This is a genomic window from Streptomyces sp. NPDC107559, from assembly GCF_055657365.1.
Genome location: NZ_JBVKBD010000009.1, coordinates 113,716 through 127,610, shown reverse-complemented (window position 1 = coordinate 127,610; position 13,895 = coordinate 113,716). Strand labels below are relative to the sequence as shown.

Genomic DNA, 13,895 nt, shown 5'->3' with positions numbered 1-13,895 from the left:
GCCCCGCGCCCCGCCTTCTAACGAAACCGCAATCCGCATATGCCCGAGCCTACGCCTAACCTTCACGCAGCGAATACGGCTTTTCACAAAGAGGTACGCAACCGGCCAGCCCCCAGGGGCGCACACCATCGGACACGCCCTGCGCACGGTGCACGGCAGCCCGTCGGCCGCATACCGAAGACACCCGGGGCGACCTGCGAGAACGACCGGAAAACAGCAGCCCCCGGACGGGCTCGACCGAGCGCCGTCCGGGGGCGGTGGACAGGGGTTGTGCGCTACTTCACGGGAAGGTGGTACGCGACCCGGTAGCGGTCCGCCGGGACGACCACGTCGGCCGTCTCCACCGGGCGTCCCGAGGCGTAGTACGTGCGCTGGACGACGAGGACGACATGGCCGGGGACCCCGCCCAGCGCGAGGAGTTCCTCCGCGAGGCCGGGGCGGGCGCCGACCTCCTCGGTGACGTTGTCCACGATGACGTCGATGGCACGCATCCGCTCGACCACGCCCATACCGCCGAGCGGCCCCTCCTCGGGCAGCATCACCGGCGTGCGTCCGGTCACGGCGAGCGGCTCCCAGGAGGTGGAGAGCATCATCACCTCGCCGGCCTCCCGGAACACGTATCGCGTGCACATCACGCGGTCGCCGGGCTTGATGCCGAGCCGTTCGGCGACCGCGCCGCTCGCCTCCGTCTGCGCGCTGCTGGACTCCCAGGTGCCGCGGGTGTCCGCGTCGGCCTGCTCCTGGCGGAAGGGGGTCGCGCCGCCGGTCGGGCGGAACCCGGAGCGGGCGATCCGGCGCGGCACGGGCCGCTCGCGCACATACGTCCCCGACCCGGAGCGGCCCTCGACGAGCCCCTCGGCCATCAGCACCTTGCGCGCCTCCAGGGCGACGGTGTCCGAGACGCCGTACTCCTCGCGGATTCTGGCCTGGGAGGGCAGCCGGGTGTGCGGTGGCAGCGAACCGTCGACGATCTTCTTGCGGAGATCACCCGCGACGCGCAGATACGCCGGCTGCTCACCGAATGTCACTGGCCGCTCCCATCAGGTTGTACAGACAGCAACAGCCTGGCAACCGTGGGTCGTCTCGTGCAAGCAAAGGCCAGAGAATCACTCGATGTGATTACTTGCGGTTGTGGAGGGCTTTACGCAGGCGCTTTCTCCCCACTCCGGCCGCGCTCACACATCGAGGTTCTCGCCGCGCCCGCCGTCGCCCGCGCCGTCGCCGTAGTCGTCGTACGACGGCGGGGTGGTGGCCAGCCCCAGAGCCTCGCGCGCGGTGACCGTGGCGGCGTCGTCGATGAACTCGTACCCGCTGTCGTAGTGCGCGTAGAACGTGTCCGCGTCGTCGGCCGCGGCGGCCTTCGCCCACTCCTTGCGGGCGGCCTCCACGTCCTTCACCAGTGCGGCCACGGGCCGCTCGGCGGCGGCCGGCCACTCGTGCGCGCGCAGCGCCGCGGCCTGCGCCGCGAGCCCGTCCTCGACGTCGCCCGCCCAGTCCGTGTTGACCTTCAGATCCTGCTCGGGGTAGTCCAGGGGCTCCTGCGCGAGCGCGGCGTCCAGCGCGTGGCCCGCCTTCAGGAAGGCCTCCTGGTCCGCGTCGAGCATCGAGGCGTCGTTGCGCAGCGAGCCGGTCAGCGTGGCGTCCTCGTCCGTGTTGCCGAAGAAGCAGGTGATCTCGCGGTCTCCGACGTCCCAGGACTCCTCGGTCGGGGTGAAGTAGTACACGTCGACGTCCTCGGGAACGGCCCAGGGGTCCATCGCATAACGGTCCAGGAGCGTGTAGCACCTGTCGTCGGCGATGTCCGTGACATGGGTCTCGCCGGGGTAGGAGTCGTCCGGGTAGTCGGCACCCTTGCGCAGGTCGAACACGGCGAACGCCTCGCCGTCGTGCTCGCCCTCGCAGGGGACCACGTCGACGTCATAGGTGTAGCCGTCCTGGGCGCCCGGCGCGTCGAAGCACTCGCCGACGCTGACCGGCACGCTCACGCTGTTCTGGGCGCCCTCCTTGAACCCCTCCCAGACGTCGTGCGCCGCGCCCGTGGTGAGCACCAGCGCCCACAGCACGAGCCCGACCGACGACATCACCGTCCCGCCGATCGCCAGCCCCTTGCCGCGCTCGCCGCGCCGCTTGATCTGCACCAGCGCGATGATCCCCAGCACCAGTCCCGCCGCGGGCAGGAAGCACAGGACGCCGAGGACCAGGGAGGCGATGGCCAGGCCGTTGACGGGCGCGGGCCGGTTGAACGGGCTGTAGCCCTGCCCCCAGGTCTGGTACGGAGGCTGCCCGTAGACCCCGTACTGCGGCGGGTACGGAACGGGCGGCGGCGCCTGGTAGGGACCCTGCGGCTGCTGGGGCTGCCGGGGGTCGTGGGTCCCCGGGGGCGGAGGTATGGACACGGTTACCGTGCTCCTGGTTCTGACGGGACGGCGGGCGGCGGGGCGACGTGGGGGCGGCGGCCGCGGATTCCCGGCTTCCCGGCTACGGAAGTGATGAGAACTGACGTACGACCTGGGCGCATGGTAAGCGCGCCGCGGCCAAGGCCATAACGCCGGTCCGGCAGATGGGTCCGTCGCAGCAGACACCCCGGCCGGCGCCCTGCGCGCCTCGGCCCGCCCGGACACCGGGCGGGCGGCACGGCCGTGCGCCGAGCCCGGCTGCTGGCGCCCGGCGTGCGGCAGCGCGGACGCACCGGCCTGACCACCAGTCAGACCCGTAACTGTCGGGCCCCCGCGCCCGGCTCCGCTCGCACCGGCCGGCCCCTTCCCGTCGCACACCGCCGCACACCGCCGCCCGCGCCACGGGCCAGTTGATCCGGCCACGGCCGCGACCGGCCCGGAACGCCGGCATTCCGCGCGGCGGGGATCAACCGATCTGACGGAGTTTCTTCCGGAAGGACCGAAGAACTCGCCGTCGACAGCCCGCTGTTCGGAATATCCGCCGGTCCGGGCCGTCTCCGGATTTCGCGCCGGCGAAACAGGCCGGAACGGCCGAAGAGGCGCCTCGCCCGTCCGGGCGGGGCGCCTCCCCCGTGCCTCGCCTGCGGTCCGCCGCTCACAGCGGCCAAGCGGTCAGCAGATCACCGGGGCCGTAGGTTGCATCGAGGCCCGGAGATTCGACGCCGCTGCGCGAGACCGCCACGACCGGAACGGGTTCGTCGGTGAGGGCGGCCCGGTGCCGATGGAGGGCTGCCAGGTCGTGCCGGTCGAAGGGTGACTGCTCCAGCCACTTGATGGAGCCGAGGAAGAGCAGCTCCTTGGCAACGGGGGCACGGTCCGCACCGACGATGTCGATCTCGACGTCGTTGGTGCGGGTCCAGTAGCCGCCCACTGCGGGGGCTGCGGGGAGCTGATCGTCGGGCAGTGTCCGGGCGAGCGCCTCACGGATGAGCGGCTCGACCGCCCGGCCGCGCCAGCTGGTCCAGCTGTCCCGGATCCGCGCCAAGGTCAGATCGCCCCGCCCCCGCTCGATCTCCTCCATGGAGGGGCCGAGCAGGTGCAGCCAGAACCGCAGGTAGGGATCTGCCACCCGGTAACGGCGATCCTTCGACGGACGCAGCGATACGGGCAGCTCCGCGGCGACGATCCGCTTGTCCGTGAGCAGCTCCAGCGCTCGTTGCAGCGGCGTGGCCCCGATTCCGCCGGCTGCACGAGCGATGTTGGTGAAGGTCCGCTCACCACTGCCGATGGCCGCCAGCACCGTACGCGCCTGAGCCTGTGGGGGAAATTCGGCAGCCAGCGAGCGTTCGGCCGACACCAGCAGGGCCGAGACCGGGTCGCTCAGCGCCTCGTCGAGGAAGTCCCACAGCCCCGCGCCCCGCGGCCACTCCGCGCAGATCAGCGGCAGCCCGCCGGTGACCAGCGCGGCGTCGAAGGCTTCCGCCGGATCCAGCCCGAGCATCCGCCCCACCTCGGCAGGGTTCAGCGGTCCCAGCACCATCTCCCGGCCGCGCTGGTGGAAGGGGCGTCCATAGCTGTTCAGGGCCTCCATCATCGACAGATCGGAACCGATGAGGACCAGCAGCACCGGCTTGGTCTCCAGCACCCGGTCCCAGGCCCGTTGCAGCATCCCCTCGAAGGCGCCGTCGGCGTCCATCAGGTACGGCACCTCGTCGATGACCAGCACGCTCGCTCGGTCGGCGGGCAGCGCCGCAGCCAGCACATCGAACGCGGCGTCCCAGCTCTCCGGCCGTGCGGCGGCCACCAGCCCCGCCAACGGCAGCGTCGACGCCTGGGCGTCCCGGGCCAACCGGGCCAGATCGTCCCTGGGGGACGCGCCGGTCGCCGCGTAGAACAGGAACGGGGCTCCGGAGCGCTCCGCAAACCGCTCGACCAATCGCGACTTGCCGACCCGGCGCCGCCCACGCAACATCACGCACCGACCGGGCCGCTCTCCACCGGCCCCTGCCGCGACCCTCCGCAGCTCTCGCTCCAATGTCGCCAGCTCCTGCCGACGGCCCACGAAGTCCACCACGCCGACCGACCCCCAATCATGACACTAACGTCAACGTTAGCAACATTGACGTTAGTAAGCGCCTTGGCCGGCCGTCGCTCAGGGTCACGCATCGTGCAATCGCCGGCTCGGGGGCCAGAGCGGGGAGGGGGAGTTCGAGGAGACCGACCCCGAGGGCCGCACCGCTTGGACGAAGGGTCGCAGCATCCGGCCACCATCCCCGCACGGGGAAAGACAAGGGGCCCGACTCCAGCGAGTCGAACCCCTCCTGAACTGCATGTTTGCCGGTTCAGTGATGTGGCGGCATTCCTCCCGCTACACGTTGAAGCGGAACTCCACCACGTCGCCGTCCTGCATGACGTACTCCTTGCCCTCCATGCGGGCCTTGCCCTTGGCGCGGGCCTCGGCGACCGAGCCCGTCTCGACCAGGTCCTCGAAGGAGATGACCTCGGCCTTGATGAAGCCCTTCTGGAAGTCGGTGTGGATCACACCGGCGGCCTCGGGAGCCGTCGCGCCCTTCTTGATCGTCCAGGCGCGGGACTCCTTGGGGCCTGCCGTGAGGTAGGTCTGAAGGCCGAGGGTGTTGAAGCCGACGCGGGCGAGGGTGGCCAGGCCCGGCTCCTCGGCGCCGACCGACTCCAGGAGCTCCATGGCGTCCGCCTCGTCGAGCTCGGCGAGGTCCTGCTCCAGCTTGGCGTTGAGGAAGATCGCCTCGGCGGGGGCGACCAGGGCGCGCTGCTCGGCCTTGAAGTCCTCGTCGACCAGCTCGTCCTCGTCGACGTTGAAGACGTAGAGGAACGGCTTGGTGGTGAGCAGGTGCAGGTCGTGCAGCAGCTCCTCCTTGCCGGAGCCCTGGGCGATGCCCACGGAGAACAGGGTGTCGCCCTTCTCCAGGATCTCCTTGGCCGCCTCGACCGCCGCGACCTTCGGCGCGATGTCCTTCTTGATCCGCGACTCCTTCTGGAGGCGCGGCAGGACCTTCTCGATGGTCTGGAGGTCGGCGAGGATCAGCTCGGTGTTGATCGTCTCGATGTCGTCCTTGGGCGAGACCTTGCCGTCGACGTGGACGACGTTCTCGTCCTTGAAGGCACGGATGACCTGGCAGATCGCGTCCGACTCGCGGATGTTCGCGAGGAACTTGTTGCCCAGGCCCTCGCCCTCGGAGGCGCCGCGCACGATGCCCGCGATGTCGACGAAGTCGACGGTGGCCGGCAGGACGCGCTGCGAGGAGAAGATCTCGGCCAACTTCGTGAGCCGGGCGTCCGGGACGCCGACGACACCCACGTTGGGCTCGATCGTGGCGAACGGGTAGTTGGCCGCCAGCACGTCGTTCTTGGTCAGGGCGTTGAACAGGGTCGACTTGCCGACATTCGGCAGACCGACGATTCCGATCGTGAGCGACACGTTGCGACTTCCCGTTACGTGAGAGGGGTGGGGACAAGGGGGCCGATCCACCAGTCTACGGCGTGCCGAGCCCCGTACCGGCGTCGTGTCGAACGCTTGGCCAAGGCAGGCCCACCGGCGTGTCTGAGGAGTCGTTCGACACATAAACCGACCTAAGTTGGTCCAGTGGAGCAACCCAGGACGCGCCCCCAGCAGCACGGACCACGACGCGGCACACCCCCGCCGCTGCCCCCACAGGGCAGACGCGGCGGTGCGGGCGCGGCGCGGCCCGCCCGGCCGTCCTCCGCTCCCGTACCCCCGTCCGGCCGTCCCGCGTCCTCGTCCCGGCCCACGCCGTCCGCCCGCCCGGCTCGGGTGAACGCTCCCGCGGGCGGGCCCGTGCAGCGCCGCCAGGTGACGTTACGACGGCCCGCTCCCCCGGTCGCCCGGACCGCCGCCGGGCAGGCGTCCGGACCGCGGCTGACCGGGCTGGGCGGCGGGCTGTTCTGCGGGGCGGTGATGGTCCTGCTCGGCTGGCTCGACCTGCTGCTGTTCGACGGGGCGCCGACGGTGTACGGGGTGCTGTTCCTGCCGGTGTGCGCGCTGACCGCGCTGTGGGTGCGCCGGGGGGACCTGCTGACCGCGCCGGTCGTGGTGCCGATCGCCTTCACGGCGGGGGCGCTGTCGATGGCCGACGGCGACGGCGGGCTCGGCAGCCGGCTGATGGGAATGATCACGGTGCTCGCCACCCAGGCCGGGTGGCTGTACGGCGGAACGCTCGTCGCCGCGCTGATCGCGATCGTACGGCGGGTCCGTGCGCGGAACCGGCGCCGACGGTCCCCGGCGAGCCCGGCGCCGCGGTGAACCCGGCGGCCGGGGACCCACGGCCACGGCGTCCCGGCGGCCATGGACCCACGGCCACGGGGTCCCACTGCCACGAGGTCCCGGCGACCCGGGACCCCGCGCCACGCAGCCCCGGGGTCCCCGCGCCTGCGGCATGATCCGCCGGACAGGCCCTGCCTGCCGCGGCACCAGTAGGGCTTCATCCGCGAGCGCTATCCGGCGGAGTGGGGTCCGGCCGTCATGGTCTGGGACGCCAAAAACGCGGAACGCATCGTCCAGGAGCGGGAGTTCGTCGTCTTCACCCAGGACCCGGACCCGATGCTCGTGCCGGGCGGCCGGGAGGACATGTGCTCCTCGGTTCGTCGGTGCGCGGTCGGATACCCCCGGGGGTCGGGATCAGGCCTGGTGCCGTCCGTCGTACGGGCCCGTACCGCTCCATCGTCACCCCGTCCGTCAGACGGGGAAACCGGGGAAAGGGTTGCACAACGGACCGTGCCCGCCCTGGTGACAGGACGGGCACGGCGGGTGACCGGTGGAGCGGGTGCACCCCGCTCACCTGCGGGGTCAGCCGAGGAGGTCGTACTGCTGGAATCCGGTGCCGAGGGAGACCCTTGGGGCGAAGCTCGCAGTTGTGTTGGCGCCGGTGCCCTTGTACAGGTACAGCGTGCCGCCGGGCGTGCGGGCCAGCAGGTCGGCCTTGCCGTCGCTGTTGAGGTCGCCGACCGTCACGAGCGCGTTGTACGTCGTGCTGGTCCAGGTGGCGACCTTCAGCGCGGGCTGCCAGAGGGCCGTGGAGGCCACGCCCTTGCTGCGGTACAGGTACACGGCGCCGGTGCTCTTGTTGCGGGCGAGCAGGTCGGCGTTGCCGTCGCCGTTGAAGTCGCCGTGGCCGCGCACGAGGTTGAAGTTGTTGAAGCCGACGCCGACCTTGAGGGGGGCGGCGAAGCCTCCGTTGCCCTTGCCCGCGTACAGCCACAGCGCGCCCGTGGAGTCCACGGCCAGCAGGTCGGGCAGGTAGTCGCCGGTCATGTCGCCGGGGGCGACGATGTTCAGGCGGGTCTTCCAGTTGTCGCCGATCAGCTTGCTCGCCCACGAGTCGGTGGCGGGCACGTAGTGCTCCCAGAAGATGTCGCCGTCGGAGGACCGGCGCACGATCAGGTCCTGGTAGCCGTCCCGGTCGAGGTCCGTCTGGAGGATGAGGTTGTAGCCGTTCCAGTTGCCCCAGGACCTGCGGGCGGCCAGCGAGGTGCCCTTGGAGTCGATCTCGTAGGCGGTCTTGGTGGAGGCGTTGCGCACGAACAGGTCGGCGAGGTGGTCACCGTTGAGGTTGGTGTCCTCCACGCGCGGGTAGGCGGCGCCCACGTAGGACGAGACCTTGGTGAAGACGCTGTACGCGCCGCTCGCGACGCAGTCCTCGACGCCCCAGGAGACGACGCCCACGATCCGGCCCTTGACGATCAACGGGCCGCCGGAGTCGCCGTTGCAGGCGGAGGTGGTGCCCTCGTCGCTGCCGGTGGCGGGGTTGCCCGCGCACACCATGTGGCCCTTGACGAAGTCCGCGCCGTAGGCGCCCGCGCAGGTGGTGTCCGACTGGATCGGCAGGGTCGCCGTCTTCAGCACGTCGGAGATGTCATGCGTGGTGGAGCTGGTGCGGCCCCAGCCGAACAGCGTGGCCGGGGTGCCGGCGGCGTACGACGCGGTGTCGGTGGCCGTCGTCATCCGGATCGGCGTGGCCTTGATCGGGTTGGGCAGCGTCAGCACGGCGATGTCGTTGTTGATCGTCGCCGGGCTGTACGACGGGTGGTTCCACTGCCGCCAGACGCCGCTGTACGACCCACCGTGCAGGTCGGTGATCTGGCCGTTGCTGTCGACGGTGGGCAGCTGCGCGGTGCCGGTGATGACGATGCCGTGCGCGTACCAGCTGTAGTTCTTGTTGTACTCGTCGCGGACGCAGTGCGCGGCGGTGAGGATCTTCGTCGGGGCCACGACCACGCCGCCGCAGAAGAAGCCGATGTCGTCGGCGGTGGTGGTGGTGCCGCGGTCGTCGCCGTACCACAGCTGCGCCATCCACGGCGCGCTCGTGATGGACGTCGTGGTGCCGCCGATGATCTTCGGGTCGACGGTGCTGGTGCGGGTGCTCCCGCTCAGCGCCTCCTTGCCGGTGTGCCCCGGGGTTTCGTCACCGGCGACGGCGATCGTGAGCCGCTTCTCCAGCTCGGCCTGGGACGGTGCGCTGACCGTCGGCTTCGGCGGGGTCTCGGCCGCCTGCGCGGACGACGTCAGCAGGACGCCTGCGACGGCTGCGGCGATGCCGGCCGCGGCCACGGGCAGGGCGATCCGCACACGGCGTCTGTGACGCCGTCCCCCGGACGTGGGTGTACCCACAAGTCCCCCCTCGGGAAGTGATGTTCTGGGTTACGCAGTCGAACGGGCGTCCGAAGAGCGTGATCGTACCGTGGACGTGCACATGCAGAAGGGCCGCCCCCTCGGAAAGGGGGCGGCCCGTACGACGTCGGCGGGGACTGGAGCGTGTCTGTTTGATGGGTTGGTCAGTTGATCGGATGTGTCTGTCCGGTCAGTGATCACTGATGCGATGTGGGACCGTCGGCTGCCATGACACGATCCACTCAGGAAAGCCAACCGGTAGCGTCACGAAATAGGTCACTGGAGAGCCCGTTACGGGGAAACTCGTACGGCGGGTTCGGAGGGGGGCCGTGCGGAAAAGGGCCTGCACATGGCAGGTACCTCGTCGCGCGGCCTACCCAACCCAACCGCCTCGAACAGTGGCGCGGCCTGGCCACGCGATGCGACAAACTCGCTATCGCCCACCAGGCCGCACTCCACCTGGCCGCCATCCTCATCCGGACACGGCGCTGACCAAAGAGACAGAACCTAGCCCTCCTTGAAGGCCCGCATCGCCGCTCCCACGATTCCCGCGTTGTTCTGGAGCTGGGCCGGGACGATCTCGGCCTTGATGCCCTCGATGAAGGGGAGGAACTTCTCCGACTTGCGGCTGACGCCGCCGCCGATGATGAACAGTTCGGGCGAGAAGAGCATCTCGACATGGGCGAGGTACTTCGTGACCCGGCGCGACCAGTGCTCCCAGGTCAGCTCGCCGTCCTCCTTGGCCTTGCTGGAGGCGCGCTTCTCCGCGTCGTGACCGCCCAGTTCGAGGTGGCCCAGCTCGGTGTTGGGGACGAGCGTCCCGTCGACGAAGAGGGCACTGCCGATCCCGGTGCCGAAGGTCAGCAGGATGACCGTGCCCCGGCGGCCCCGGCCGGCGCCGAACTCCATCTCGGCGACGCCCGCCGCGTCCGCGTCGTTGACCACGGTGACCGGCAGACCGCCCAGCCGTTCGCTGAACAACGCGCGCGCGTCCAGGTCGACCCAGCTCTTGTCGACGTTGGCCGCCGTACGGATGGTGGACCCGCCGGTGACCACGCCCGGGAAGGTGAGTCCGACCGGTCCGGTCCAGCCGAAGTGGTCGACGACCTGCTTCACCCCGTCGGCGACTCCGTCCGGAGTCGCCGGGTGCGGGGTGAGCACTTTGCACCGCTCCTGGGCGAGGTCGCCCATGTCCAGGTCCACGGGAGCGCCCTTGATCCCGGATCCACCGATGTCCACGCCGAAGATCTGCATGGCCCTACGTTACGACGTAGGGCTGATGGTCACTCCCCGGAGTCGGTGACCGTGCCGGACCCGCCGCGCTCGGCGACCAGTGCCGCCGCCTCCTCGCGCAGATCGCGGCGGAGCTCCTTGGGCAGCGAGAAGGTGATGGACTCCTCGGCCGCCTTGACCAGCTCGACGTCCGCGTAGCCGCGCTCGGACAGCCAGGCCAGGACCTCCTCGACCAGCACCTCGGGCACCGACGCGCCCGAGGTGACGCCGACCGTGCTCACGCCGTCCAGCCAGGCCTCGTCGATCTCGCTCGCGAAGTCCACCAGATGCGCGGCGCGCGCGCCGGCGAGCTTGGCGACCTCGACGAGCCGGACGGAGTTGGAGGAGTTGCGCGAGCCGACCACGATCACGAGGTCCGCCTCGGCGCCCATCTGCTTCACGGCCAGCTGACGGTTCTGCGTGGCGTAGCAGATGTCGTCGCTGGGCGGCGAGATGAGCTGCGGGAACTTCTCCTTCAGCGCGTCGACGGTCTCCATGGTCTCGTCGACGGAGAGAGTGGTCTGCGAGAGCCAGACGACCCGGGACGGGTCACGGACCTCGACCTTGGCGACGTCGGCGGGACCGTCGACGAGCTGGATGTGGTCGGGAGCCTCGCCGGAGGTGCCGATGACCTCCTCGTGACCCTCGTGCCCGATCAGCAGGATGTCGAAGTCCTCGTCGGCGAAGCGGACGGCTTCCTTGTGGACCTTGGTGACCAGCGGGCAGGTCGCGTCGATGGTGGCGAGACGGCCGCGCGCGGCCTCCTCGTGGACGACGGGGGCGACGCCGTGCGCGGAGAACATGACGATGTTCCCCTCGGGCACCTCCTCCGTCCGCTCGACGAAGATCGCGCCCTTCCGCTCCAGGGTCTGCACGACGTACTTGTTGTGCACGATCTCGTGCCGGACGTAGATCGGGGCCCCGTACTGTTCGAGGGCCTTCTCGACGGCGATCACGGCGCGGTCCACACCCGCGCAGTAGCCACGGGGGGCGGCGAGCAGGACACGGCGGCCAGGCGAAGCAGTCATGGGACCCATCGTAAGGCCGCGTCCGAGGGGCACGGATCGCCCGCCCCCGGTCCGCCCGGTGCGGCCGGCGGCGGGCCGGACGGCCGGTCGCACCCGCCTCGTCCGCCGGCCGCAGGACGTGGCCGATCCCGGTGCCGACTCGGCCTGGGCCGGGCCGCATTGTCGGTACCGGCCGTTACGCTCGGGCGCATGGCTGTGAACACGTCCGCGGACGCCCCGATGCCCGTCGGCGAGGTCTCGCGGCTCATCGGGGGATGGATCGACCGGCTCGGCGCGGTGTGGGTCGAGGGGCAGATCACCCAGCTGTCGAGGCGCCCGGGTGCGGGGGTGGTGTTCCTGACGCTGCGCGACCCGTCGTACGACATCTCCGTCAGCGTCACCTGCTACCGGCAGGTGTTCGACGCGGTCTCCGATGTCGTGGGCGAGGGCGCCCGGGTCGTCGTCCTCGCCAAGCCCGAGTGGTACGCGCCGCGCGGGCAGCTGTCGCTGCGGGCGGCGGAGATCCGGCCCGTGGGCGTCGGCGAGCTGCTGGCCCGGCTGGAGCAGCTGAAGAAGTCGCTGACGGCGGAGGGGCTGTTCGCGCCCGAGCGGAAGAAGGCGCTGCCGTTCCTGCCGCAGCTCGTCGGGCTGGTCTGCGGCCGCGCCTCGGCGGCGGAGCGCGATGTGCTGGAGAACGCCCGGCACCGCTGGCCCGCCGTCCGCTTCGAGGTGCGCAACGTCCCCGTGCAGGGGGTGCATGCCGTCCCGCAGGTCGTGCAGGCGGTGAAGGAGCTCGACGCGCTCGACGAGGTGGACGTGATCATCGTCGCGCGCGGCGGCGGCAGTGTGGAGGACCTGCTGCCGTTCTCCGACGAGCAGTTGGTCCGCGCGGTCGCCGCCTGCCGCACGCCGGTGGTGTCCGCGATCGGGCACGAGCCCGACACCCCGCTCCTCGACTACGTGGCCGATCTGCGGGCCTCGACGCCGACGGACGCGGCGAAGAAGGTCGTACCGGACGTCGGCGAGGAGTACGAGCGGGTGCGGATGCTGCGCGACCGGGCGCGGCGGTGCGTGCAGGGGCTGGTCGACCGGGAGGAGCGCGGTCTCGCCCATGCGCTGGCCCGGCCCTCGATGGAGGACCCGCACCGGATGGTCGACGAGCGGGAGGACCAGGTGGCGTCCCTGCTCGGCCGGGCCCGGCGGACCCTCGGTCATCTCCTCGACCGGGCGGATTCCGAACTGGGCCACACCCACGCGCGCGTGGTGGCCCTCTCCCCCGCGGCGACGCTGAAGCGTGGCTACGCCGTGCTCCAGCAAGCGGACGGGCATGTCGTCCGGGACCCGGGCGAGGTGGCGCCGCAGGAGGCGCTGCGGGCGCGGGTCGCCGAGGGCGAGTTCAACGTACGAGTCGATGTCCAGGAGTGAGTGAATGACCGGCAGGGTGGACGAGGCGCTCGGGTACGAGCAGGCCCGTGACGAGCTGATCGAGGTCGTGCGGCGGCTGGAGGCGGGCGGCACGACGCTGGAGGAGTCGCTAGCGCTCTGGGAGCGGGGCGAGGAGCTGGCCAAGGTGTGCCGGCGGTGGCTGGAGGGCGCGCGGGCGCGGCTGGACGCGGCGCTCGCCGAGGAGGCGGAGGACGCAGAGGCCGAGGGCTCGGCGGGGTAGCCGCTCGGCGCGGCGCGGCGGCCCGGGCGAGGGGCGCCTTCGGCGAGGTGATCGCGGGCAGGCGCCCTCGGCGAGAGGGCGGCTGTGAAGCGGATCACCACACTCCACGTTTGGTTGAACTTTGAACTTCACCTCGCTTATGGTCGGTGCAGTCAGCCGGTCCTGCAGGGCCGGACGCACATCCCGAGAAGGTTCAGATGTCTCTCGTTCTCGACCCCGCCGCTCAGGACCTGCTGTTCCGCGAGGCCCGTACCGCGAACACCTTCACCGACGAGCCGGTGACCGACGAGCAGGTCCAGGCGATCTACGACCTGGTCAAGTTCGGCCCGACCTCCATGAACCAGTCGCCGCTGCGCGTCACCCTGGTCCGCTCGGCCGAGGCCCGCGAGCGCCTGCTGCAGCACATGGCCGACGGCAACAAGCAGAAGACCGCCGCCGCCCCGCTGGTCGCGATCCTCTCCGCCGACAACGAGTTCCACGAGGAGCTGCCCCAGCTCTTCCCGCACTTCCCCCAGGCCAAGGACGCCTTCTTCGGCGCCCGCGAGGTGCGTGAGCCCAGCGCCGCGCTCAACGCCGCCCTCCAGGCCGCCTACTTCATCATCGGCGTCCGCGCCGCCGGTCTGGCCGCCGGCCCGATGACCGGTCTGGACTTCGAGGGCGTCCGCAAGGAGTTCCTCGACGACGACCACACCCCGCTGATGGTGGTCAACATCGGCAAGCCGGGCCCCGACGCCTGGTTCCCGCGCTCCCCGCGCCTGGCCTACGACGAGGTCATCACCACCGTCTGAGACGGTTCCGGAGCTCCGGGGCACCCTCCGGGGCGCCCCCGGACCTCCAGGCATGACGAAGGCCCCCGGCACGTGGCAGATTCCAGGGGTCGTCGCAACACA

11 protein-coding genes and 1 pseudogene are annotated in these 13,895 nt (G+C 70.9%); 5 read left to right on the top strand and 7 right to left on the bottom strand.

Annotation, left to right across the window (positions count from 1 at the left end; all coding sequences use genetic code 11):
• Window positions 1-275: 275 nt before the first annotated feature.
• The 4 genes from ACZ7OY_RS25830 to ychF form a co-directional block, all read right to left on the bottom strand.
• Window positions 276-1,028, bottom strand: a complete 753-nt coding sequence (locus tag ACZ7OY_RS25830) for a GntR family transcriptional regulator (protein WP_471913567.1) — start codon at window positions 1,026-1,028, stop codon at window positions 276-278.
• Window positions 1,029-1,175: 147 nt separating this feature from the next.
• Window positions 1,176-2,396, bottom strand: a complete 1,221-nt coding sequence (locus ACZ7OY_RS25825; RefSeq protein WP_471913566.1) for a DUF4190 domain-containing protein — start codon at window positions 2,394-2,396, stop codon at window positions 1,176-1,178.
• Window positions 2,397-3,051: 655 nt separating this feature from the next.
• Window positions 3,052-4,470, bottom strand: coding sequence for an ATP-binding protein (locus ACZ7OY_RS25820; protein WP_471913565.1), 1,419 nt, complete (start codon window positions 4,468-4,470; stop codon window positions 3,052-3,054).
• A gap of 294 nt (window positions 4,471-4,764) precedes the next feature.
• On the bottom strand, window positions 4,765-5,853 hold the full coding sequence (gene ychF / locus ACZ7OY_RS25815; RefSeq protein ID WP_471913564.1) for a redox-regulated ATPase YchF: 1,089 nt from the start codon (window positions 5,851-5,853) through the stop codon (window positions 4,765-4,767).
• Between the two features lie 393 nt (window positions 5,854-6,246).
• On the opposite strand from ychF, the gene ACZ7OY_RS25810 reads away from it, so the two are divergent.
• On the top strand, window positions 6,247-6,696 hold the full coding sequence (locus tag ACZ7OY_RS25810) for a DUF6542 domain-containing protein (RefSeq protein ID WP_471913563.1): 450 nt from the start codon (window positions 6,247-6,249) through the stop codon (window positions 6,694-6,696).
• A gap of 543 nt (window positions 6,697-7,239) precedes the next feature.
• On the opposite strand, the gene ACZ7OY_RS25805 is transcribed toward ACZ7OY_RS25810, so the two are convergent.
• A complete protein-coding gene (locus ACZ7OY_RS25805; RefSeq protein ID WP_471913562.1) occupies window positions 7,240-9,018 on the bottom strand; it encodes a trypsin-like serine protease in 1,779 nt (592 codons plus the stop codon).
• Window positions 9,019-9,444: 426 nt separating this feature from the next.
• On the opposite strand from ACZ7OY_RS25805, the pseudogene ACZ7OY_RS25800 reads away from it, so the two are divergent.
• Window positions 9,445-9,552, top strand: a pseudogene (locus ACZ7OY_RS25800) (IS5/IS1182 family transposase); the annotation flags it as partial.
• 15 nt (window positions 9,553-9,567) lie between these two features.
• On the opposite strand, the gene ppgK reads toward ACZ7OY_RS25800, so the two are convergent.
• Entirely contained in the window at window positions 9,568-10,314 is a 747-nt protein-coding gene (gene ppgK / locus ACZ7OY_RS25795) for a polyphosphate--glucose phosphotransferase (protein WP_471913561.1), read from the bottom strand.
• 29 nt (window positions 10,315-10,343) lie between these two features.
• Window positions 10,344-11,369 (bottom strand): 4-hydroxy-3-methylbut-2-enyl diphosphate reductase, encoded by a 1,026-nt coding sequence (locus tag ACZ7OY_RS25790; protein WP_471913560.1) that lies wholly within the window; start codon window positions 11,367-11,369, stop codon window positions 10,344-10,346.
• Window positions 11,370-11,549: 180 nt separating this feature from the next.
• Between ACZ7OY_RS25790 and xseA the strand changes: the two genes are divergently transcribed.
• From xseA to ACZ7OY_RS25775, 3 genes are all read left to right on the top strand, one after another.
• Window positions 11,550-12,764: an exodeoxyribonuclease VII large subunit gene (gene xseA / locus ACZ7OY_RS25785; protein ID WP_471913559.1), complete on the top strand. Its 1,215-nt coding sequence runs from the start codon at window positions 11,550-11,552 to the stop codon at window positions 12,762-12,764.
• Between the two features lie 4 nt (window positions 12,765-12,768).
• Window positions 12,769-13,005, top strand: coding sequence for an exodeoxyribonuclease VII small subunit (locus tag ACZ7OY_RS25780; protein WP_351604337.1), 237 nt, complete (start codon window positions 12,769-12,771; stop codon window positions 13,003-13,005).
• 197 nt (window positions 13,006-13,202) lie between these two features.
• Window positions 13,203-13,793, top strand: coding sequence for a malonic semialdehyde reductase (locus ACZ7OY_RS25775; RefSeq protein ID WP_471913558.1), 591 nt, complete (start codon window positions 13,203-13,205; stop codon window positions 13,791-13,793).
• Window positions 13,794-13,895: the final 102 nt, after the last annotated feature.